Source organism: Actinoplanes sp. URMC 104 (assembly GCF_051386375.1).
Classification (GTDB): Bacteria; Actinomycetota; Actinomycetes; order Mycobacteriales; family Micromonosporaceae; genus Actinoplanes.
Genome location: NZ_JBPQTO010000007.1, coordinates 552846 through 575103, shown reverse-complemented (window position 1 = coordinate 575103; position 22258 = coordinate 552846). Strand labels below are relative to the sequence as shown.

The 22258-nt window shown below is 72.5% G+C and carries 15 protein-coding genes and 1 pseudogene; 12 read left to right on the top strand and 4 right to left on the bottom strand.

Annotated elements, in window-relative coordinates:
- Positions 1 to 18 precede the first annotated feature (18 nt).
- The 3 genes from ACSNN8_RS24150 (at position 19) to ACSNN8_RS24140 (ending at position 4031) form a co-directional block, all read left to right on the top strand.
- Complete coding sequence (locus tag ACSNN8_RS24150) at positions 19 to 912, top strand: DUF6910 family protein (RefSeq protein WP_436651686.1); 894 nt, start codon at positions 19 to 21, stop codon at positions 910 to 912.
- Between the two features lie 83 nt (positions 913 to 995).
- Positions 996 to 3101 (top strand): glycogen debranching protein GlgX, encoded by a 2106-nt coding sequence (gene glgX, locus ACSNN8_RS24145; RefSeq protein ID WP_436651684.1) that lies wholly within the window; start codon positions 996 to 998, stop codon positions 3099 to 3101.
- A 3-nt stretch (positions 3102 to 3104) separates the two neighbouring features.
- Positions 3105 to 4031, top strand: coding sequence for a YihY/virulence factor BrkB family protein (locus ACSNN8_RS24140; protein ID WP_436651683.1), 927 nt, complete (start codon positions 3105 to 3107; stop codon positions 4029 to 4031).
- A gap of 122 nt (positions 4032 to 4153) precedes the next feature.
- On the opposite strand, the pseudogene ACSNN8_RS24135 reads toward ACSNN8_RS24140, so the two are convergent.
- The 3 genes and pseudogenes from ACSNN8_RS24135 to ACSNN8_RS24125 form a co-directional block, all read right to left on the bottom strand.
- A pseudogene (locus ACSNN8_RS24135) lies at positions 4154 to 4276 on the bottom strand (IS5 family transposase); the annotation flags it as partial.
- 120 nt (positions 4277 to 4396) lie between these two features.
- Positions 4397 to 5140 carry an SDR family NAD(P)-dependent oxidoreductase gene (locus ACSNN8_RS24130; protein WP_436651682.1) on the bottom strand — a complete coding sequence of 248 codons (744 nt, stop codon included), beginning with the start codon at positions 5138 to 5140 and terminating at the stop codon, positions 4397 to 4399.
- Complete coding sequence (locus ACSNN8_RS24125) at positions 5137 to 6012, bottom strand: SDR family NAD(P)-dependent oxidoreductase (protein WP_436651680.1); 876 nt, start codon at positions 6010 to 6012, stop codon at positions 5137 to 5139. The genes ACSNN8_RS24130 and ACSNN8_RS24125 overlap by 4 nt, the downstream gene beginning before the upstream one ends.
- A 196-nt stretch (positions 6013 to 6208) precedes the next feature.
- Between ACSNN8_RS24125 and ACSNN8_RS24120 the strand changes: the two genes are divergently transcribed.
- The 9 genes from ACSNN8_RS24120 to ACSNN8_RS24080 all read left to right on the top strand — a co-directional run bounded on the left by ACSNN8_RS24120 (position 6209) and on the right by ACSNN8_RS24080 (position 20210).
- Positions 6209 to 7069: a helix-turn-helix transcriptional regulator gene (locus tag ACSNN8_RS24120; protein ID WP_436651678.1), complete on the top strand. Its 861-nt coding sequence runs from the start codon at positions 6209 to 6211 to the stop codon at positions 7067 to 7069.
- A gap of 170 nt (positions 7070 to 7239) precedes the next feature.
- The gene (locus ACSNN8_RS24115) at positions 7240 to 9183 is read left to right on the top strand and encodes an acyltransferase family protein (protein ID WP_436651677.1); all 1944 of its coding nucleotides are present in this window, start codon (positions 7240 to 7242) and stop codon (positions 9181 to 9183) included.
- 134 nt (positions 9184 to 9317) lie between these two features.
- Positions 9318 to 10286, top strand: coding sequence for a hypothetical protein (locus ACSNN8_RS24110; protein ID WP_436651676.1), 969 nt, complete (start codon positions 9318 to 9320; stop codon positions 10284 to 10286).
- A 222-nt stretch (positions 10287 to 10508) separates the two neighbouring features.
- Positions 10509 to 11393, top strand: coding sequence for a dolichyl-phosphate beta-glucosyltransferase (locus ACSNN8_RS24105; RefSeq protein WP_436651675.1), 885 nt, complete (start codon positions 10509 to 10511; stop codon positions 11391 to 11393).
- Between the two features lie 70 nt (positions 11394 to 11463).
- Positions 11464 to 12846 carry a glycosyltransferase family 4 protein gene (locus ACSNN8_RS24100; protein WP_436651674.1) on the top strand — a complete coding sequence of 461 codons (1383 nt, stop codon included), beginning with the start codon at positions 11464 to 11466 and terminating at the stop codon, positions 12844 to 12846.
- Positions 12843 to 14282: a glycosyltransferase family 39 protein gene (locus tag ACSNN8_RS24095; RefSeq protein ID WP_436651673.1), complete on the top strand. Its 1440-nt coding sequence runs from the start codon at positions 12843 to 12845 to the stop codon at positions 14280 to 14282. Before ACSNN8_RS24100 ends, ACSNN8_RS24095 begins: the two co-directional genes overlap by 4 nt.
- Positions 14279 to 15847, top strand: coding sequence for a glycosyltransferase family 2 protein (locus ACSNN8_RS24090; RefSeq protein WP_436651671.1), 1569 nt, complete (start codon positions 14279 to 14281; stop codon positions 15845 to 15847). The genes ACSNN8_RS24095 and ACSNN8_RS24090 overlap by 4 nt, the downstream gene beginning before the upstream one ends.
- 296 nt (positions 15848 to 16143) lie before the next feature.
- Positions 16144 to 19125 (top strand): PIG-L family deacetylase, encoded by a 2982-nt coding sequence (locus ACSNN8_RS24085; protein WP_436651669.1) that lies wholly within the window; start codon positions 16144 to 16146, stop codon positions 19123 to 19125.
- Positions 19122 to 20210 carry a glycosyltransferase family 4 protein gene (locus tag ACSNN8_RS24080; RefSeq protein WP_436651668.1) on the top strand — a complete coding sequence of 363 codons (1089 nt, stop codon included), beginning with the start codon at positions 19122 to 19124 and terminating at the stop codon, positions 20208 to 20210. The genes ACSNN8_RS24085 and ACSNN8_RS24080 overlap by 4 nt, the downstream gene beginning before the upstream one ends.
- Here the strand turns inward: ACSNN8_RS24080 and ACSNN8_RS24075 are convergent.
- The gene (locus ACSNN8_RS24075; RefSeq protein WP_436651667.1) at positions 20200 to 22095 is read right to left on the bottom strand and encodes an MFS transporter; all 1896 of its coding nucleotides are present in this window, start codon (positions 22093 to 22095) and stop codon (positions 20200 to 20202) included. The genes ACSNN8_RS24080 and ACSNN8_RS24075 overlap by 11 nt on opposite strands.
- Positions 22096 to 22258 lie beyond the last annotated feature (163 nt).

The window sequence follows — 22258 nt, the reverse complement described above, 5'->3', positions numbered from 1 at the left end:
AGACGCGAAGATGCAGACATGCGCTTACGGGTCGACCAGGTGTCCGCGCTGACCTTCGACGACGGGACCCCGGTGCGGGCCGCCTCGGCGATCGCCCCGTTCGGCGACGGCTGGCTGGTCGTGCAGGACGACGCGACCCACGCCGCGTGGCTGCGGCCGGACTTGGTCACCGCCGTGCGGGTCGTCGGCGCGGTCGACGGCCACGAGGTGTTCGGCTCGGCGGCGGGCACCAAGCACCTCAAGCCCGACTTCGAGGCGGCCTGTGCCGTCCGCGGCGGCGTGCTCCTGCTCGGGTCGGGCTCGACGGCCGCGCGGATGCGAGTCTCGCTGGTCACGCCCGGCGCGGGCTTCGAGGTGACCGATCTGAGACCGCTGTACGAGCGGGTCGCCGCCGCGCTCGGGATCCCGCTCGCGCAGCTCAACCTGGAGGGCGCGTGCCCGGTCGGGGAGCGGCTGCGGTGGTTCCAGCGCGGCAACTCCGCCGCCGGGGTGCCCACGGCGTCGGTGGACGTCGACCTGGCCGCGCTGCTCGCGGCGACGGGCGGCGCGGTGGCGGAGGCGATCGAGGTGACCGGCGTGCGCCGCTACGAGCTCGGCGCCGTGCGCGGGGTGTCGCTGGCGGTCACCGACGCGGTGGCGCTGCCGGACGGGCGGGTCCTGGTGAGCGCCGCCGCGGAGGACACGCCGAACGCGGTGGACGACGGCCCGGTCGTCGGCGCCGCGCTGGCCGTGCTCGACGACGACACCGTACGGGCCGTGGCCGAGCTGCCGGCGGTGGACGGGCTCGCGCCGAAGGTCGAGGGCCTGGCCGTGCGCGAGGTGACCGGGGGCGGGGTGGGGGTGCTGGCGGTCGTCGATGCGGACGACCCGGTGGTCCCGTCGCGGGCGCTGAAGATCACCCTTGAGTGGTGAGCGGCTCACCCGCCCGTACGTCTGAGGCCGCCGGAAATGGGTAAACGCCCTGCTTCAACCGCGAGAGAGACGAGTTCTGACCCATGAAGATCTGGCCCGGTTCGCCGTACCCGCTGGGGGCCTCCTACGACGGCGGCGGAACCAACTTCGCGCTGTTCTCGGAGGTCGCCGAGCGCGTCGAGCTGTGCCTGTTCGACGAGGACGGCACCGAGACGCGCATCGACCTGCCCGAGCGGGAGGCGATGGTGTGGCACGGCTACCTGCCGCGGATCGTGCCCGGGCAGCGCTACGGCTACCGCGTGCACGGCCCGTACGACCCCTCGCGGGGGCTGCGCTGCAACCCGAGCAAGCTGTTGCTCGACCCGTACGCGAAGGCCATCGACGGGCACAACGACTGGAACGAGTCGCTGTTCTCGTACCGCTTCGACGACAACGAGGCGTTCAACGACGACGACTCCGGGCCGTACGCGATGAAGTCGGTGGTGGTGAACCCGTTCTTCGACTGGGCCAACGACCGGCCGCTGCGGATCCCGTTCCACCAGACCGTGATCTACGAGGCCCACGTCAAGGGCATGACCGCCCGCAACCCGAAGATCCCCGAGGACGTACGGGGCACCTACTCCGGCCTCGCGCACCCCGCGATGATCAAGCACTTCAAGGACCTCGGCGTGACCGCGGTCGAGCTGATGCCGGTGCACCAGTTCGTGCACGACAGCCACCTGGTCGAGCGCGGGCAGAGCAACTACTGGGGCTACAACACCATCGGCTTCTTCGCCCCGCACAACGACTACGCCTCGTTCGGCGGCCGCGGCGGGCAGGTGCAGGAGTTCAAGTCGATGGTCAAGGCCCTGCACGCGGCGGGCATCGAGGTGATCCTCGACGTGGTCTACAACCACACGGCCGAGGGCAACCACATGGGCCCCACGCTGTCGTTCAAGGGCATCGACAACGCGGCGTACTACCGGCTCGTCCCCGACGACCAGCAGTACTACTACGACACCACCGGCACCGGCAACAGCCTCAACGTGCGCCACCACGAGTCGCTGCGGCTCATCATGGACTCGCTGCGCTATTGGGTGACCGAGATGCACGTCGACGGGTTCCGGTTCGACCTGGCCGCGTCGCTGGCCCGCGACTTCCACGAGGTGAACCGGCTCGCCGCGTTCTTCGACCTGGTCAACCAGGACCCGATCGTGTCGCAGGTGAAGCTGATCGCCGAGCCGTGGGACGTCGGCGACGGCGGCTACCAGGTGGGCGGGTTCCCGCCGCTCTGGACCGAGTGGAACGGCAAGTACCGCGACAGCGTGCGCGACTTCTGGCGCGGCGAGCCGGCCTCGCTGGGCGAGTTCGCCTCGCGCTTCGCGGGCAGCTCCGACCTGTACGAGATCGACGGCCGCCGGCCGATCGCGTCGATCAACTTCGTGACCGCGCACGATGGGTTCACGCTGGAGGACCTGGTCTCGTACAACGAGAAGCACAACGAGGCCAACGGCGAGGACAACCGCGACGGCGAGAGCCACAACCGGTCGTGGAACTGCGGCGTGGAGGGCCCGACCGAGGAGTCCGACGTCGTGGCGCTGCGCGAGCGGCAGAAGCGCAACTTCCTCGCCACGCTGCTGCTGTCGCAGGGCGTGCCGATGATCGCGCACGGCGACGAGCTGGGCCGCACCCAGGGCGGCAACAACAACGTGTACGCCCAGGACAACGAGATCAGCTGGATCGACTGGGAGAACGCGCGGCACCACGACGTGCTGACCGTCTTCACCCGCAGCCTGACGAAGCTGCGCGCCGACCACCCGATCTTCCGGCGCCGGCGGTTCTTCACCGGCGAGCCGGCCGGCGACTCGGGGCTGCCCGGCATCGCGTGGCTGCGGCACGACGGCACCCCGATGGGCGAGCAGGACTGGGCGCCCGAGGCGGCCCGCACGATCGGGGTGTTCCTCAACGGCCACGGCATCCCCGAGGCGGACGCCCTGGGCGAGGCGATCGTCGACGACTCGTTCCTGCTGCTGTTCAACCCGTCGCCGGGCGAGGTCGAGTTCACGCTGCCCGACTCCGCGTACGGCCAGGTGTGGGAGGTCGCCATCGACACCGCCGACCCGCTGCTGGCCACGCACAGCACCGTCAAGGCGCAGGAGAGCCTGCGGCTGCGCGCCCACGCGATGCTCGTGCTGCGCTGCCAGTACTGACCGATGCCCACCCCACCCGCCAGCCCTGCCGACCTGCCCGGACGGGCGTGGTGGGCCACCCTCAAGCGCACCGCGAAGGAGTTCAACGACGACGGGCTCATGGACTGGGCGGCCGCCCTGACCTACTACGGCGTCCTGTCCGTGTTCCCCGGCCTGATCCTGCTCGCCTCCGTGCTGGGGCTGATCGGCACGTCGGTGATCCAGCCGATGATCGACAGCCTCAGCGAGGTGGCGCCCGGCCCGGTCCGCGACATCCTCACCGAGAGCCTGGCCAACCTCGGGCGCAGCGAGCAGGCGGCCGGGTCGCTCGCGCTGGTGGGCCTGGCCGGCTCGCTGTGGTCGGCGTCCGGCTACGTGGGCGCGTTCATGCGCGCCTCCAACGCCATCTACGACGTGCCCGAGGGCCGGCCGATCTGGAAGACGCTGCCCATCCGGCTCGGCGTGACGGTGGTGGTGGGCGCGGTGCTGGCGGCCAGCGCGCTGATCGTGGTGTTCACCGGTGAGCTGGCCGAATGGCTGGGCCGGCTCATCGGCGCCGGCCCCACCGCGGTCACGGTGTGGTCGATCGCCAAGTGGCCGGTGCTGGTGTTCCTGATCAGCTGCCTGTTCGCGCTGCTGTACTGGGCGGCGCCCAACGCGAAGCAGGCCGGGCTGCGCTGGATCAGCCCGGGCGGCGTGCTCGCCGTGCTGCTCTGGATCGCGGCGTCGGTGGGCTTCGGGGTGTACGCGGCCCACTTCGGCTCGTACAACAAGACGTACGGCACGCTCGGCGGGGTCGCGGTGTTCCTGGTCTGGCTGTGGATCTCGAACATCGCGATCCTGCTGGGCGCCGAGCTCGACGCCGAGCTGCACCGCAGCCGCGCCATCGCGGCCGGCCACCCGCCCGACGAGGAGCCGTACGTGCCGCTGCGCGACACCGGCGCGCTCTAGAGGGCTGAGTCGGCTCGGCGGTCACCGCCTCGAGGACCACCTCGCAGGTCAGACCCGAACCCCGGGCAGCACTCGACCGTCCTGACCGTCGTAGCGGGTGGCCACACCGCTGTGGCGTTTGAGCCCAGAGCGTGATCGTCCGGCTCGTCATGCACGGCGCCGGGTGGTTCCTTCTGCAAATGGCCGTCCCTGCGGGCGCCGGCGGCGTGTTGATGGGCGTGACTGGTCATCGAATCCACGGCCACGCCTGACTTTCGAACCGGCAGCTCAATCTTGTGAAGCACGCCTCAGGCGCCCCGACATGTCGTTCGGCGGCGTGCTGCCGCGGGCCGGCGTGCCGGGCGATGGGGGCGTGAAGGTGGAGATCAGCCCATAGCGGCGCCGTCGACGGTGAGTTCCCGGCCGCTGACGAAGGCGGCAAGGGTGGAGGCGAGGAAGACGGCGAGTGGTCCCACGTCGTCGGGGCGAGCGGAGCGGCCCATCGGGTTGAGGGCAGCGAAACGCGCGATGGCGTCCGGTGGGAGGTCGGCCGTGATGCCGGCACCCTCCACGAGCCCTGGGGCGAGCAGGTTCACCGTAATCCTGCGGGGGCCGAGTTCCCGGGCGAGGGCGAGGACGAGGGGGCGCAGTGCCGCCTTGCTGGCGGCGTAGACGGTGGAGCCCGGTGGTGCGTAGTCCGCGATCGTCGAGCCGGTGACGATGATGCGGCCGCCGTCCGTGAGGTCTTTGGCGGCGCGTCGCAGGAGCAGTATGGTGCCGCGGAGATTCAGGTTCAGGACTCGGTCGATGTCGTCGATACTGGATTCCAGCAGGGTGGGGCCGACAAGTTCGACCCCCGCGTTGGCGACGACGATGTCGATGTGCCCGAATTCGGTAATCGTCCGGTCGAAGAGGGCGTCGATGTCGTCGGCCTTGGACGCGTCGCTGCGCAGGAGCAGGAATGTGGCGCCGAGGGCGTGGAGTTCGGTGGTGAGCGCGTCGGCGGTGCCTTCGTCCCGGTGGGACAGCGCGAGCGTCGCGCCGGCGTGGGCGAAGGCCAGGGCGATGGCGCGGCCGATTCCGCGGCTCGCTCCGGTGAGCAGGACGACCCTGCCCGTCAGGTCGGTCATGAGTTTCCCCGATCGCGTCCCTGGACGGCGGCGACGGTCCCGCCGATGCCGGTGAGCGAGGCGGTGGCCTGCCACAGCGCTGCAGCGGTGGCCGGGTTCCGGGCAGCTCGGCTGGGCTTGTGGATGACAGGGTGGCCGGTGAAGTGGAACAGGCCGTCCGGGCCGACGTACGCGTTGCCGGGCACGTTCTGGGTGGCCGCGTAGAGGATCGGGAGCGCGGCAGGTTCGACGTCTTGGACGAGGCCCGGGAAGCGATTGACGATGTTCAGCCATGAGTGCGCGTTGAGCTCGCTACGGACGACGCCAGGGTGCGCGACGATCGAGCGCACGGGGCTGCCGGCGGCGGTCAGGCGGCGCTGCAGCTCCAGGGAGAACAACACGATGGCGAGCTTGGACGCGTTGTACTTGTCGAGGACCGTTCGGAACCTGCGCTGGTGCCAGTCGAGGTCGTCGAGGTGGATTCTGCCGAACTGGTGCAGTTGACTCGAGACGCTGACGACGCGGTCGGTCACCCGGGGCAGCAGCAGGTTGGTGAGCACGAACGGCCCGAAATAGTTGGTCGCGGTTTCCACATCGAGTCCCTGCGCAGTCCGCGCCGCGGGGATGTTGGCCACTCCGGCGTTGTTGATCAAAATGTCGACCACGCCGGTGTACGACTGCGCGAACGCATGCACCGAGTCGAGGTCGGCGACGTCGAGTTGCTTGAACTCGACGTCGCGGCCGACGCCCGCCAGCGCCCGGCGCGCCTTCACCACATCGCGGACGGCAAGCACCAGGTGAGCACCAGCCGTGGCGAGGTCACGGGCCACGACGAGCCCGATGCCTCTGCCGCCACCCGTGATCACCACCGTCCGGCCGGTCATGTCGGGCATGTGATTGGCGGTCCATTTTTTCATGGACAGGACTCCTCTTGAGGAACACTGCGATCTCCTGACGTCCACCAGTAGAGGTCACTCTGTGCACCGGATGAAGGGCCCGCCTAGCCTTTGACTGCCGGAACCTGGATAACCGTCGCCTGCTGACCGGATCATGAAAGGACGTGCACGGTACGACCGAGGCGGGAGCCCCATGGATGACGTGAAGCTTGACGGTGACGGCCTGGCGGCGTTCTTGCGTGGCCGCCGGTTGGCGCTCCAACCGGAGGACGTCGGGCTGCGGCGTGGCCCTCGGCGGCGTACCAGCGGTCTGCGCCGCGAGGAGGTCGCCGAACTGTGCGGCATGTCTGCCGATTACCTGGTCCGTCTGGAGCGCGGCACCAAGTCGAAGCCGTCTCGACAGATGGCTGCAGCGATCGCCCGCGGCCTGCGCCTGACCCCGGAGGAACGCAACCACCTGTTCCTGCTCTGCGGCCACCGTCCCGACGCCCTCGATCCACGGGACGCGCACATCAGTCCCGGGCTGTTGCGGGTCATGGACCGGCTCCAGGACACCCCGGCCGAGATCATCGGACCCCTCGGTGACACGCTCCAGCAGACACCGCCCGCGGTGGCCCTGCTCGGCGACGAGACTCGCCACACGGGCTCAACGCGCAGCGCCTTCTACCGATGGTTCACCGATCCGGCTGCCCGAGCCCGGTATCTGCCCGAGGACCACGGACTGCACAGCCGCGTGTACGTCTCCGTCCTGCGCGCCGCGGCCACCGCGCAGGGCAGCGGATCGTCAGCTGCCGCGCTCGTAGCCCAGTTGCAGCAGTACCAGGAGTTCGCCGAGTTGTGGCAGCGTCAAGAGGTGGGGCTGCGGTGGAGCAGCGCCAAACGCTTCGTCCACCCAGAGGTAGGGCGCATCGACCTGTATTGCCAGACGCTGCTGGACCCCGACGAGGGACAGTCACTGCTCATCTTCACCGCAACACCCGGCACCGAGAGTTACGACAAGCTCGCCCTCCTGAGCGTGCTCGGCACCGACAGATTCGCCGGCTCGGCATCGTAAGCCACGCTTGCCGACGCAAAACCCTTGCGCAACGCCGGTCCTGCGCCGCCGGTCTGGCGCGACCAGCCTGGGGATGTCGCCGGTCGAATACAGCGGTGCAAGCGACGTTCAACCCGGGTCGGGTCGGCGAATCGCCGGTGTAGACCCCGTCGTGCGGGGAAGGCCCCGCGGTGCGCTACCACCCGAGCATCGACGGCGTCCGGGCGCTGGCCGTCACCGCGGTCGTGCTGTTCCACGGCGGGGTCGCCGCGGCCGGCGGCGGCTTCCTCGGCGTGGACGCGTTCTTCGTCGTGTCCGGCTTCCTCATCACGTCGTTGCTGCTCGCCGAGCACCGCGACACCGGGCGCATCGACCTGCCGGCGTTCTGGGCGCGCCGCGCCCGGCGGCTGCTGCCCGCGCTGCTCGTGCTGCTCGCCGCGGTGCTCGCGGCCGGCCACTGGCTGCTCGCCCCCGAGGAGCTGCCGGCGCTGCGGCTCGACGCCTTCGCCGCGCTCGCCTACGTGGCCAACTGGCGGATGGCCGACCGGGGCGGCGGCTACTTCGCCGGGACGGCCGCGCCCTCGCCGCTGCAGCACACCTGGTCGCTGGGCATCGAGGAGCAGTTCTACCTGCTCTGGCCGTTGATCGTCGTGGCCGTGCTGCTGCTCGCCCGGCGCGGGCTGCTCGCGGTGTGCCTGACGGGCGCCGCGGCCTCCGCGACCGCGTTGTTCCTGCAGGCCGACCCGGACCGCGCCTACTACGGCACGGACACCCGGGCGGTCGCGCTGCTCATCGGCGCGGCGCTGGCCGTCGTCCTCTCCGGCCGGACCGTGCGGGCCCGGCGCCTGCTGGGCGTGCTCGCGGCCGCCGGCGCGCTCACCACCGGCTGGCTGTGGTCCACGGCGGACGGCGACGACCAGTGGCTGTACCGCGGCGGCTTCGTCGTCGCCGCGCTCGCGGTCGCGGCCGTCCTCGCCCACGCCGTGATCTCGCCGGGCTCGCCGACGGCCCGGCTGCTCGCCGTGGCGCCGCTGGTGTGGCTCGGCCGCATCTCGTACGGCGTCTATCTGTGGCACTGGCCGCTGTTCCAGTGGGTCGACGCGGACCGCACCGGGCTGACCGGACCGGCCCTGCTGGGCGTCCGATGTGCGGCGACGCTGGTCGTGGCGACCGTGTCGTACGTGCTGATCGAGCAACCCGTGCGCCGGGCCCGCCGGCTCCGCCGCCCGGCGCGCACCCCGATCCTCGCCGCCGCCGCGATGGCCGCCGTGGCCGGGGTCGTCGTGCCGGCCACGGTGCCGCCGCCGGTGCCGCCCGCCCCGCCGATCGACCTCGACCAGGCGCTGACCGTGCCGTCCACCGCACCATTGCCGGACACCTCTCCCGCGCTCGGCGCCTCCCGCCCGCCGGCCGCGACGAGTCCGCCGGCCCCGGTGGACCGTCCCGGGCGCCGCGCCGGCGACAAGCCGCGGATCAGCATCTTCGGCGACTCGGTGGCCTGGTCGCTGGGCACGTACCTGCCGGAGCAGACGCGCCTCGAGGTCAAGGCGCGCGGCGTGCAGGGCTGCGGCATCGCCCGGCTGCCCGACATCCGCTACATCGGCGAGCCGCACACCAACTATCCCGGCTGCGACACCTGGGACCGGCGCTGGGGCAGGGACGTAGGCCGGGACGATCCGGACGTGGCGGTGATCCTGCTGGACCGCTGGGAGTTGATGGACCGCCGGCTCGCCGGCCGCTACCGGCACGTCGGCCAGCCCGACTACGACGCCTACCTGCGCCGGGAGCTCGACCTGGCGATCGGCGTCGTCACCCGCCGCGGCGCCCTGCCCGTGCTGCTGACCGCGCCCTACACCCGGCGGGCGGAACGCCCCGACGGCGGCCTCTGGCCCGAGGACGAGCCCGAGCGCGTCGACGCGTGGAACGGGCTGCTGCGCGACGCCGCCGTTCGCCACCACGCCGTCGTGCTCGACCTCAACCGCCGCGTCTGCCCCGGCGGCGAGTTCACCTGGCGCGCCGGCGGGGTCCGCATCCGCAGCGACGGGCTGCACTTCACCCCCGCGGGCGTCCGGCGTCACATCGCGCCCTGGCTGCTGCCGCAGCTCGCCCGGCTGGCCGTGCGCGGCGGGAGCTGAATCGATTCGTTACTCACCGCCGAGGCGGGGTAGGCACCGGCATGGACAACCCCGTCGAGGCCCGGTGAACGAACCCCGGGAGGAAACAAAGCGCCTGTACGGTGGCGGCGAGCGACCGCGGGAGGGGACCCTCGATGCGACTGCTGCCACGGATGGCCCTGGCGCTGGCGATCGCGCTTCCCGTCGTCGTGGGCGTCGTCGCGACCGCCGCGGAGCGGGAGGAACAAGACCGTACGCCCAGGGTTCTCTGGGGGATCGGGGACCAGCTCGGGCCCGCGCGCGAGAGCCGGTTCCACCGCGAGGGGACGGCGGGGATGGTGACGGCCTGGTTCAACGGGCCGGGCGACCTGGCCTGGATGCGCGACGCCGAGCCGCCGGCGGTGCGGCAGGTGCACGCGGCGGGCGAAGCCGTTCAGCTGATCGTGTGGCTGGCGGACCACCCGGAGTACGCGGTGGGCGAGCAGTTCCAGCGGGACGTCCGGACGCTGGTGAAGCTGCACGAGGGCGACAACGGCGAGCCGCTGTACGTGGTGCTGTTCACCGAGTTCGAGACGTACGCGGACGGGGACCCGGGCTACCGGGCGCGGCTGCTGGAGGCCTACCGCAAGGCCGTGAAGGTCATCCACGACGAGTACGGCGGCGCGCGCGTCGCGCTGGGGTTCGGGGGATACGCCTGGGACGGGACGAACCCGCGGGACCTGACGGCGTACCACGATGCGATCGCTGTGAGCGACTTCACCGCGGTGCAGCAGATGCAGGCGTGTGACAGCAAGGTGGACGGTCGAAACATCGCGGTCGACAAGACGCGCAGCTCCGTGCGGCAGCTGGGCGGGTTCGGCAAGCCGGTGATGGTGTCGCACTTCAAGCTGTGGGGCGACCGGGCATGCCAGGTCTCCGCCTTCGGGGAGTTCGCCGCGGAGGTGTTCACGGAGTCCTCGCTGCGGGCCCTGGTCCAGGACGGACTGTTCGCCTGGACCTTCATGGCCGACCACTACATCAACGACGCAGGGCCGGGTTACGACGCCGCCGTCGCGCGGCTGCGCCCGCACGCGGCCGCCCCGCGGCCGGGGGCCGGCGGGCCCACCGCGGGCCTGCCCCGATAAATGCACGAAACATTCAGGCCATGTGCCGGCAACTCATACGGATGAACATGCGGTTACCAATTCCGGGAATGTGACCGGGCACAAAGATCAGTAAAGAGAAATGGACGCGGACCCGCTTGACAGGCGGGGGTGGTAATCGCCAGTGTCGGCAGGGTCATCAGCAATTGAGATCCATCAAGATCACGTATTTCGTCATTCGTGACGCACTGGGGGTGCAAGGCGATGGGCTCGACGCAGGATCAGATTTCCCGCCCGGCGGTGATCGGCGGGGTCGGCCGGCCGCCCGTCGATCTCGAAGTGGTCATCCCGGCGTTCAACGAGGAGGGCCGGCTCGCCCGCACCCTGAGCGACACCGTCGACGCGCTGGCCGACCGGCCGTGGAGCAGCAGCGTCGTCGTCGTCGACAACGGCAGCACCGACCGCACGGCCGAGGTGGTCGACGCGGCCGGTGACCGCCTGCCGATCCGGGTGATCGGCTGTTCCCGGCAGGGCAAGGGCGCCGCCGTGCGCCGGGGGGTGCTCACCTCCGCGGCGCGCTGGGTGGGCTACACCGACGCGGACGCCGCCACCCCGGCCGAGCTGATCGCCCCGGCCATGGATCTGCTGCTCACGGGCCATCGCATCGTGGTGGGCTCGCGCTACTGCGCCGGCGGGCGCCTGCTCGTGCGGCAGCCGCTGATGCGCCGGATCGGCAGCAGGGGCTTCCGCTCGCTCAGCCGCGGCATGGTCGGCGAGGTGTCCGACACGCAGTGCGGCTTCAAGTTCTTCGAGACCGCGCTGGCGCGGCGGCTGTTCGCGCAGTCCCGGCTGACCGGGTTCGCGTTCGACATCGAGCTGCTGGCGCTCGCGCACCGCGCGCACGTGCCGATCACCGAACTGCCGGTCGACTGGAGCGAGCACGGCGGCTCCTCGCTGCGCGGCGTCGCCGACGGTCTGCGCGCCTACCGCGAATTGATCAGCCTGCGGATGCTGGACGCCGGCCCGGGCGACATTCTCGCGCTCAATCCGAGCCTCCTGCCGCCCCGGCTCGCCGAGACCGGTTCCATTCCCGCGAAAATCGCGATTACCGGGAACGTGATGATTCCCGAAAACGCCGTCGCGGCCTGAGTCGACAATTTGCGCAATGCCGTCGACGGCATCAGTGCGCCCGAAAATCATCTGGAGGTGCACCGTGGGCATGGCTCACGTTGCTGTGCTGAACTGGCGCGACGGCAGCCATCCGCGCGCCGGCGGCGCCGAGCTCTATTGCGAGCGCGTCGCCACCGAACTGGTCCAAGAAGGCGTGACTGTCACGTATCTGACCTCACGGGTCGCCGGCCGCCCGGCGGTCGAGGAGCGCAACGGGTTCCGGCTGGTCCGCACGGGCGGCACCCTGACCGTCTATCTGGCCGTGCTCGTCTGGCTGTGGCGGCACCGCCGCGAGCTCGACGGCGTCATCGACTCGCAGAACGGGATCCCGTTCTTCGCGCCGCTCGTCGTCGGCCGCCGGGTGCCGGTGGTGCTGCTCATCCACCACGTCCACCAGCGGCAGTTCCGGCAGCACTTCGGATGGCCGATGTCCACGGTGGGGCGCTGGCTGGAGAAGAACGGCACGGCGATGGCGTACGGCCGCCGGCCGATCGTCACCGTGTCGCCGTCGTCGCGGCACGCCATCCGCCGCGAGCTGGGCCTGCGCGGCAACGTCTTCGTCGCGCCCTGCGGCATGGACGTGCCGGCCCCGGCCGGGCCCGCCGGGCGGGCGGCGGCGCCGCGCATCGTCTGCGTGACGCGGCTGGTGCCGCACAAGCGGGTCGACCTGGTGCTCGAGGCGGTGGCCGAGGCCCGCAAGCGCGTGCCGGAGCTCCAGATGCACCTGGTCGGCGACGGGCCGCACCGCGCGGCCGTGACCCGGCACATCGAACGGCTCGGCCTGGGCGGCTGCGCCGTCGTGCACGGCCGGGTCAGCGACGCCGAGAAGACCAGCCTGCTGCGCTCGGCGTGGATGACGGTCAGCGCGTCCTCGGGGGAGGGCTGGGGCCTGAGCCTGGTGGAGGCGAGCGCGCTCGGCGTTCCCGTGGTGGCGCTGCGGGTGCCGGGCGTGCAGGACGCCGTACGGGACGGGCGCACCGGGCTGCTCGTCGACCGGGAGGCGGGGCTGGCCGCCGCGATCGCCGACATGGCCGAGCTGCTCGCGGACGACGACGAGGCCGGCCGGTGGAGGGACCGCGCGCACGCGTGGGCGGCCGGCTTCCGGTGGTCGCGCACGGCGCAGCAGATCCGGCTGGTGCTCGAGGCCGACGCGGCCCGGCTGGCCCGTGGCGCGGCGGACCGGCGTACGGCCTCGGACACGGCCACGCTCGTCGAGCTGACCGGGGCCGTGCCGGACGTGGAGCGCCTGCGCGAGCTGACGCGCCGCACCGACAGCTGGTCGCGGCGCGGCGACACGGTGGTGGGGCTGCTGCGCAACGCCGACGAGGTGGACGCGCTGAGCGTGCTGCACCGGCTGGGCCTCGCGGCCACCGAGGACCTGCGCGTCCACCTGCGGGTGGTGCGTCCCCACGACCTGCTGAGGTATGCGTGACGACCGCCCCCGTCCTGGACCGCCCCGCGGTCACTGCTCCCCGGCGCGACCACGACGTCGCCGTCCTGGCCGCCATCACCACCGTCGGCGCGCTGCTGCGGCTGTGGCCGGTGCGCAGCGTCTGGCTGGACGAGGCGATCAGCATCGGCCAGGCCCGGCTGCCGTTCGGCCGGATGCTGCACGACCTGATGTACGCCGACCTGCACCCGCCGCTGTGGGGCATCGTGCTCTGGGCCGACGTGCGCCTGTTCGGCGACGGGCCCCTGGCCGTGCGCATCCCGTCGCTGCTGCTGGGCACCGCGTGCATCCCGCTGATGTGCCTGCTCGGCCGCGAGCTGTTCGACCGGCGTACGGGGCTGGTGGCGGCCGCCTTCACCGCGCTCGCGCCGCTGGCGGTGTGGTACTCGGGCGAGGCCCGGATGTACGCGCTGTACCTGTTCTTCGCCGTCCTGGCGCTGCTCGGTCAGGCGCGGGCCGTCCGCCGTGGCGACCTGACCGGCTGGGCGCTGTTCGTGCTGGGCTCGGCGGGCCTGTTCGCCAGCCACTACTTCGGCGTGCTGCAGTTGCTGGCCCAGCATCTGGTGTTCGCGGTGCTGGCCGTCCGGCAACCCCGCCTCCGGAAGCCGTGGCTGCTGTCGTCCGTGGCGACCGCCGTGGTGCTGCTGCCGTTGGCGCCGTACGTGCTCGAACAGCTCAGCCACGCGGGCGCTCCCGGCGGCGCGCCGGCCGACGCCGGTGGCACGGTCTCGCTCTACGTGGTGCTGGCCAACCTGGTGTGGGGCCTGTGGGGCTACCACTCCGACGCCGCGATGACCCAGCTCGTCGCGCTCTGGCCGGTGCTCGTGCTCGGCGTGCTCGCGCTGCTCGGCAAGGGCCGGTCGTGGGCCACCACGCTGCTCGCCGGCGCCGTCGCGGTGCCCGTGCTGCTGGCCTTCGCGATCAGCCTGAAGGCGCGCAACTTCTTCGAGGTGCGCTACTTCCTCTCCGTGCTGCCCGCGCTGCTGCTGCTCGGCGCGCGAGCCGTCACCGGCTGGTTCACGAGCACCGCAGCCCGGGCCGCAGCGGCCGGTGTGGTCGCGCTGACGCTGCTGGCCGGGCTCGCCGACCAGCAGCTCGACCCCGCCAACCCCCGGGTGTACGACTACCGCAGCGCGTTCGCCTACGCCGACGCGCAGGCGCAGCCGGGCGACCTGATCGTGTACGCCCCCGACTACCTCGGCTACGTCGTCGACTACTACGACCCCGCCGCGCCGGCCCAGCCGCTGCAGCAGGCGGCGCCCGGGCACCGCGGCCGGATCGTCCTGCTGGCCAGCTTCCTCGACCAGCCCGGCACCGCCGCGCAGGTCGGCCAGGCGCTGTCCACCTTGGAGCAGGGCGGCCGCGCCGTCCGGCAGACGAAGCACTGGGAGAACGTGACGCTGTGGATCCTCGCATGAGCCGCCCCGATCCGCGCACCACGCCGCCGCCCTGGCAGCCGCCGCGGGTCACCCGCCGCGACACGCTGACCTTCCGGCTGCTCGTCGCGCTCTGCACGGCGGCGTCGATCTGGTACTTCGCCTGGCTGCTGCAGCCCGGCCGGGTCGGCAACCCGCTGCTGTACGGGCTGCTGGTGCTCGCGGAGCTGTTCAACCTGGTGCAGGCCGTCGGCTTCTGGTGGACCTGCCTGTACCGCCGGAAGCCGCAACCGCCGCCGGTCGCCGCGCGCCGCTGGGACGTCGACGTGTTCATCCCGGTCTACAACGAGCCCGTCGAGGTGGTCGAACCGGTGGTCCGCGCGGCGGTCGCGCTGGGCGGCGCGGGCGTGCACGTCGCCCTGCTCGACGACGGCAGGAATCCCGCGATGGAGGAGCTGGCGCTGCGGCACGGCGCCGCATACCTGCGCCGGCCCACGAACCGTGGCGCCAAGGCGGGCAACATCAACGACGCGCTGCGGCGCACCGGCGCCCCGCTGGTGGCGGTGCTCGACTGCGACCACGTGCCCGGGCCGCGCTTCCTCGAGGCCACGGTCGGGCACTTCGCGGACGACGACGTCGCGTTCGTGCAGACGCCGCAGTACTACGCCAACGCGGCGGACAACGCGACGGCCCGCGCGGCGTGGTCGCAGCAGGCGTTGTTCTTCGGCAGCATCGCCATCGGCAAGGCCGGGCTCGCCGCGATGTTCTGCTGCGGCACGAACGTGATCTTCCGCCGTACGGCCCTGGAGGCCGCCGGCGGTTTCCCGGAGAACTCGGTGACCGAGGACTTCGAGCTGTCGGTCGGGATGCACGCGAGCGGGTGGCGGTCGGTGTACGTCCCCGAGGTGCTCGTGCAGGGGCTCGGGCCCGAGGACGCGGCGTCGTACGTGAGCCAGCAGCTGCGCTGGTCGCGGGGCTGCATCTCGGCGATCCCGCGGGTGCTGCGGGCCCGGCTGCCGCTGCGCACCCGGTTGCAGTACCTGCTGTCGGCCTCGTACTTCCTCTCCGGCTGGACGCTGGTCGTCTACATGCTGATGCCGCTGCTGCGGATCGCGTTCGGCGCGCAGCCCCTGGCCTCGGCGAGCGCGGCGGACTTCCTCGTGCACTTCGCGCCGTACTTCGTGCTCTCCATCGTCAGCGTGGCGCGGGCCGGCGCCGGGGCGTACACCTTCGCCGCGTTCGCCCTGGCCGCCGCGAACTTCTGGATCGGCATCGTGTCCACGGTCCGCGAGGTGCTGCGCCGGCCCGCCCGGTTCGTGGTCACCCCCAAGCACGGGGCCGGCTCGTGGCAGCCCCGGGTCGTCGCGCCCGCCCTGGCCGCCGCCGGCGTGCTCACCGCGGTGTCGGTGTGGGGGCTGGTCCGCGATCCCAGCGCGGGCATCCTCAACGGCGTCGCGTTCGCCATGATCCACGCGATCATCCTGGTGAGCGGCTCGGCCGCGGCCCTGCAGCCGGCCCGCCGCCGACGCGTACGCCCACCCGAGCCCCGCCCGGCGCCCGCCGCGGCCGGCGACCGTCCCGCCGTCCTCACCGGGACCCCGTCGTGACGGCCGGCGCGCTTCCCGGCCCTACCCCTCGCGGGTCCGGCGGCGTTCCCGGCCCGGCCCCTCGCGGGTCCGGCGGGCTTCCCGGCCCGGCCCCTCGCGGGTCCGGTGGGCTTCCTGGCGGTGCTGTTGGCGAGCTTGGCGGGCTTTCCAGCCGTGCTTCTCGCGGGTCCGATGGGCTTCCCGGCCGTGCCCCGCACGAGCCCGGCGGGCGTCCCGGCGGCGAGCCTGGCGGGCGTCTCGACCGTGCCTCTCGCACCTCTGGCGGAGACACGCTGCGGTCGGCGTCGCGGTGGCTCATGCTGTCGACGGTCGCGGCCGGCGTGCTCAACTACGCCTACACGCTGGTGCTGCTCCGGCTGCTGCCCGCGGCCGACTACTCCACCTTCGCCGCCGGGCAGGCGCTGCTGCTCACCGCCGGGTCGGTCGCCCAGTGCGCGGTGCCGTGGGTGCTGGCGCACGAACTCGGCGGCGCCCGCGACGACCCGGCCCGGCGCCGCGCGGCGGTGTCGTTCGCCGTGCTGGCCAACACCGTCGCGGGCGTGGCCGGCGCGGTGGTCGCCGCGACGGTGGCCGCCCGCTTCGCCACGTGGACGGCCTGCCTGATCGTCGCGCTGTCGGTCGTCGCCATCTTCGTGTCCAACACGACGATCGGCTGGCTGCAGGGCGAACGGCGGTTCGGCGCGCTCGCCACGGTCGTCGTCTCCGAGGTTGCCGTGAAGCTCGTCGTCGGCGCCGCCCTGGTCGCCGCGGGCTTCGGCGGCGCCGGCGCGCTCGCCGGTTTCGCGGCCGGCGCCGTGTTCGCCATCGTGCTCGGCGTGGTCTGGATGCGGCACGACCTGCGTCCCGTCCTCGCCGTCGACCACCTGCGGCGCTCGCTGCGCACCACGGTGGCGATGACCACGATGCAGGGCCTGCTTGCCGTGCAGGCCAACCTCGACGTGCTGCTGGTCTCGGTGCTGCCCGTGCCGGTGGCCACCGCCGCCGACTACCAGGCCGCCGCGGTCCTGGGCCGCGTCCCCGTCTTCCTCTCCGCCGGCCTGTCGGTCGTCATGTTTCCCCTGCTCGCCGACGCCCGAGACCGTACGGCCGTGCTCCGCACCGCGATGGCCGGCTACGCCGTCGTCGCCGTCGGCATCACCGCCACGCTCGTCACCGCACCCGCCGACCTGGTCCGCCTCATCATCCCCGCCCAGTTCGCCGGCGCCGCCGCCCTGCTCCCCGTGCTCGCCGCCGTAGGCGCGGCCACCGGCGTCCTCGGCCTGCTCACCGCCTATCTGCAGGGCCTGGGCCGCTACCGCGTCGCCGTTCCCCTGCAGCTCGCCGGCCTGTTGACCACCACGGCCGCCGTCACCGCCGGCTGGTTCCTCGGCGGCCCGACCGGCATCGCCGTCGGCGCCGCCGCCTCAGCCTCCGCCACGGCCATCGTCCTGCAGGCCGTCGCCCACGGCTCCTGGCGCCGCTGGAACCCCGTGCCCCTGTGGTCCTTGGCCCTCTTGGCAGCCTTGACCGCCCTCCTCCTGCCGCTGCGCACCCACCCTCTCGCCTGGTTGACCACCGCCACCTTCATCGGCGCCGCCTGCGCCTACGCCCTGCTGCGCGCCCGCCGCCGCCCGGCCGCACTCCCAGCCCAGCCACCCCCCACGCCCGCACCGCCCGCGCCCGCGCCGACCCCCACGCCCGCGCCGACCCGCGCGCCTGCGCCCGTGCCGACCCGCGCGTCCGCGCCGACCCGCGCGCCTGCGCCCAGCCCTGCGCCCGCGCCGACCCGCGCGTCCGCGCCGACCCGCGCGCCTGCGCCTAGCCCTGCGCCCGTGCCGACCCGCGCGTCCGCGCCTAGCCCTGCGCCCGTGCCGACCCGCGCGCCCGCGCCGACCCCCGCGTCCGCGCCGACCCGCGCGCCTGCGCCCAGCCCTGCGCCCGTGCCGACCCGCGCGTCCGCGCCTAGCCCTGCGCCCGTGCCGACCCGCGCGCCCGCGCCGACCCCCGCGTCCGCGCCGACCCGCGCGCCCGCGCCGACCCCCGCGTCCGCGCCGACCCGCGCGCCTGCGCCCAGCCCTGCGCCCGCGCCGACCCGCGCGTCCGCGCCTAGCCCTGCGCCCGTGCCGACCCGCGCGTCCGCGCCGACCCGCGCGCCTGCGCCCAGCCCTGCGCCCGCGCCGACCCCCGCGTCCGCGCCGACCCCCGCGTCCGCGGCGCAGCCAAGCTCCGCGTCCACGGCGCAGCCGGGCCTCGCGCCGCAGGCAAGCCGCGTGCCGCATCCGCGCCGCACGCCCGAGGCGCATCCGAGTCCCGACCCCGTGGCTCACCCGCACTCGGAGCCCGCACCTCCAGCACCCCCAGCGCAACGGAACCTCGCACCACGCTCGGACCGCGCACCCGCAGCACATCGAGACCCCGCGCCCACGGCACATCGAGACCCCGCGCCCACGGCACGTTCGGGCCTCGCACCGGCGGCGCGCTCGGGCCTCGCAACGCCGGACCGCGCAGCGGCGCAAGAGGACATTCACCCAGCGGAGGACCCCGCCCGGATCTTCCCCGGCCCGTACCTGTTCGTGTCACCTCACCTCGACGACGGTGTGCTCTCCTGCGGTGCCCTCCTGACGGCTCTGAGCGGCAACCACCAGGTCACGGTGGCGACGCTGTTCACCGCGGCCGCGGCGCCGCCATTGTCGCTGTCGGCGCGCATGTATCTGCGCCAGTGCGGGGCGCGCGACCCCGAGGCCCTGTATCGCCTGCGCCGCGACGAGGACCACGACGTCCTGGCCCGGCTCGGCGTCGAGGCGGTGCACCTGGGGCTGGTCGAGGCCCTCTTCCGCCGCCCGGACACCACCGCGCCGGCCCGGGCGCTGGCCGGCCGGTGCCTGCCGGAGCTCGCGCTGACGTATCCGACCTACCGCTACCACGTCACCGCCGGTGTCCCTGCCGCGCGCGACGCAGCCACCATAGAGCAGGCCACCGACAAAATTCTGGCGCTCGTGGAGAGTCGCCGCCCGGGCACCGTGTTCTTCCCGCTCGGCCTCGGCGGCCACGTCGACCACGTCATCGCCCGGTCCATCGGCGCGCGCTGCCCGGCGCCGGCCGTCTACTACGCCGACTTCCCCTACTCGATGAGCCATGAGCCCCGCGAGGACGGACTCGCGGCGATCGACTGGCATCACGGCATCGCCGGGAAGCCCAGCCTGATCAAGGCGTACGCCTCGCAGTTTCCGTCCCTTTTCCCCGGCGGCGTGGTGCCCGCGCAGCCGGAACGCTACTTCGTGGAAGGGATCCTCCGATGAGAGCGCCGCGCGTCGTCATCTCCATCTTCGACCATCCCGCCTATCCGGGCGGCGGTCAGGTGGTGGTGCGCCGGATCATCGAGACGCTGGCCCGCGACTACGAGGTCGTGCTGGTGACCGCGGGCTCGCCGGTCGACCACGCCGGCATGCGGGCCGGGGTGCGGGTCGTCAGCCTGCCGGTGGGCTGGGCCGGCCCGCGGCTCGGCCAGCTGCTCTACCATCCGCTGCTCGTGCTCGCGGCGCTGTTCCTGCGGCACGACCTGTGGATCGAGAGCTTCACCCCGCCGTTCTCGTCGAGTTTCCTGCCGGTGGTGACCGGCCGGCCGGTCGTGGGCCTCGCGCAGACCTTGTCCGCCCGGGAGATGGCCCGCAAGTACCGGCTGGCGTTCCTGCTGCGGATCGAGCGGTTCGCGCTGCGCCGCTACGGCCACGTGGTGGTCTTCAACCCGTACGACCGGCAGCTCGTCAGCGACTGCAACCCGCGCGCCAGCGTCCGGCTGATCCCGAACGTGCTGACGATGCCCGCCGAGCCGCCCGCCGGGCCGGGCGCCGAGGACTTCTGCCTGTTCCTGGGCCGGCTCGACATCACGCAAAAGGGCCTGGACCTGCTGGCCGACGCGTACGCCGGCGCCGCCCCGGGGACGCTGCCGCTGGTGATCGCGGGCTCCGGCACCCGCCTCGACGAACACCGCCTCGGCGAGCTCATGCGACCCCACGCGGAACGCGTACGCCTCGTCGGGCACGTCGCCGGCGAGCGCAAGGCCGCGCTGCTCACCGGCGCCGCGTTCGTGGTCATGCCCTCGCGCGACGAGACGTTCGGCCTGGTCGCGCTCGAGGCGATGGCCCACGGCAAGCCGGTGGTCCACTTCGACGTGCCGCAGCTGTCGTGGATCCCGGCCGACTGCGGGGTCAAGGTGCCGGCCTTCGACGCGGCGGCGCTCGCCGGGGCCGTCGGGGAACTGTCCCGCGACGGCGCCCGGCGAGCCGAGCTCGGCCGCAACGCCCGTGCCTTCACCGAGCGCCACAACGCCGTGGCCGCCTCGGACGCCTACGCCGACCTGGTGGGGGAGATCCTCACTCGGTGACCGCTCGCCGCTCCGCCGTGTCCGCCGTGTCCGCCTTGAACATGCGCTCCTCGTCGAGGGCGGAGGTCTGCACCACCAGCACATCGCAGACCGCGTTGCGGACCACCCCCGCGGGCACCGAGCCGAGCAGCTGGCCCTGGCTGGCGCCCAGGCCCCGGTTGCCGACGACGATCAGGTTGGCGGGGTTGTTGCCGACCGTGTCGAGCAGCGCCTGCGCCGGGTCGCCGCGAACCAGCAGCTGTTCGATGTAGCGGGCCCTTTCCCGGGTCAGGCCGGTGACCGACCGCGCCAGCGCGTCGCGGGCCGCGTCCGCGCCGTACAGGTCGCGGTGCACGCCCTCGGCCGCCTCGCCGGCCTGGTCGTCGCCGTCGCGGTAGGCGGTGACGACCACGAGCCTCGCCTGCGCCGCCTGCGCGACCTCGGCCGCGCGGTCCACCGCGTACAGGCTGGTGGGTGTGCCGTCGGAGCCCACCACCACCCGGTCGTACACGGTGATGCTCCGGCGTCCGCCCAGCGGCACGATCGGGGACTCGTCGTTCTCGGCGGGCGGGTTGACCCACAGCATCGCGACGGCGCCGATGCCGAGCAGCACGCCGGCCAGCGTGATCGCGTTGCTGCCGCTGCTGTTCAGCCAGTGCTTGTAGATCCAGCCGAACGTGACGGTCTGGATCAGCATCGGCACCACGATCATCATGTTGAGGATGCCCATGTAGACGCCGGTGCGCTTGGCCGGGACCATGCTGGCCACCATCAGGTACGGCACGCCGACCGCGCTGGCCCAGAAGATGCCGACGCCGATCATGGGGACCAGCGCGACGTACTGGTTGTCGATCCGCGCGAGCCAGACCAGCGACAACGCGGCCAGACCGAGGGCGATCGCGTGTACCCGCTTGGCGCCGATCCGCTGGGCGAAGCCGACCAGGAACAGCGCGGACACCATCGTGACGAAGTTGTAGGCGCCGTTCTCCAGGCCGCTCCACGCGATCGCGTCGTCCCAGGCGGCGCCGCCCTGCTCGGGGTTGGCGCCGAACACGGTCTCGCCGATGCTGACCGCCAGGAACTGCCAGTAGATGAACATCGCGTACCACTGGAACGCGAACACCACGCCGATCTTGTGCATGGCGACGGGCATCGTGCGGACCGCGTCCGCGATCTCCCGTACGGCCGGGCCGACGCCCTTGGGCGCCGCGCGCATCTCGGCCAGCTCCTCCTCGGAAGGCTTGAGTTCCCTCGTACGGGCCATCGCCGTCAGCACCGTGAGCAGGATGCAGACCGTACCGATCATGAAGCAGGCGAACATCCAGTACGGGACCCCGTTGCCCGCCTCGGTCTGCAGGGCCTCGACCTTCTGCAGCGCGAACAGCGACACGTTCGCGAGCACCGCGCCCGCGCCGGTGAACATGCTCTGGGTCAGGAAGCCGCGCGCCAGCTGCGACTTGGGCAGCCGGTCGGAGATGAACGCCCGGTACGGCTCCATCGAGGTGTTGTTGCCGGCGTCGAGCAGCCAGAAGCAGATCACGCCCAGCCACAGCACGCCGACGAACGGGAACGCGAACAGGATGATCGCGCAGAGGATCGCGCCGACCGTGATGAACGGCCGTCGCCGTCCCCACTTGGGATGCCAGGTACGGTCGCTGATCGCCCCGATGAGGGGCTGGATGACCAGGCCGGTGACCGGCCCGGCGAGGTTGAGGATCGGCAGCTGTTCCGGATCGGCGCCGATGAGCAGGAACAGCGGGTTCACCGCGGACTGGGTGAGGCCGAAGCTGAACTGCACTCCGAAGAACCCGAGGTTCATCATCAGCAGAGCGGTACCGCTCATCAGCGGTTTGCGGTCGGCCGATCCCTCCGGTGCCGAGACGGTTTCCGACGTCGTGGTGGTCATGGGCGAGCCCCCTTCGACCTGCGGCTGGAGCCGGAGGTGATCTAGATCACAGACTCCGTTTCCCGACGCTAAACCGATACCTCAGACCTCGCAACCAGAGATGTCGATACGCGCATCTGGCTGCCGTTTCCCGGCGCAGACGTTGACCCCCGCGTGGCTCGGG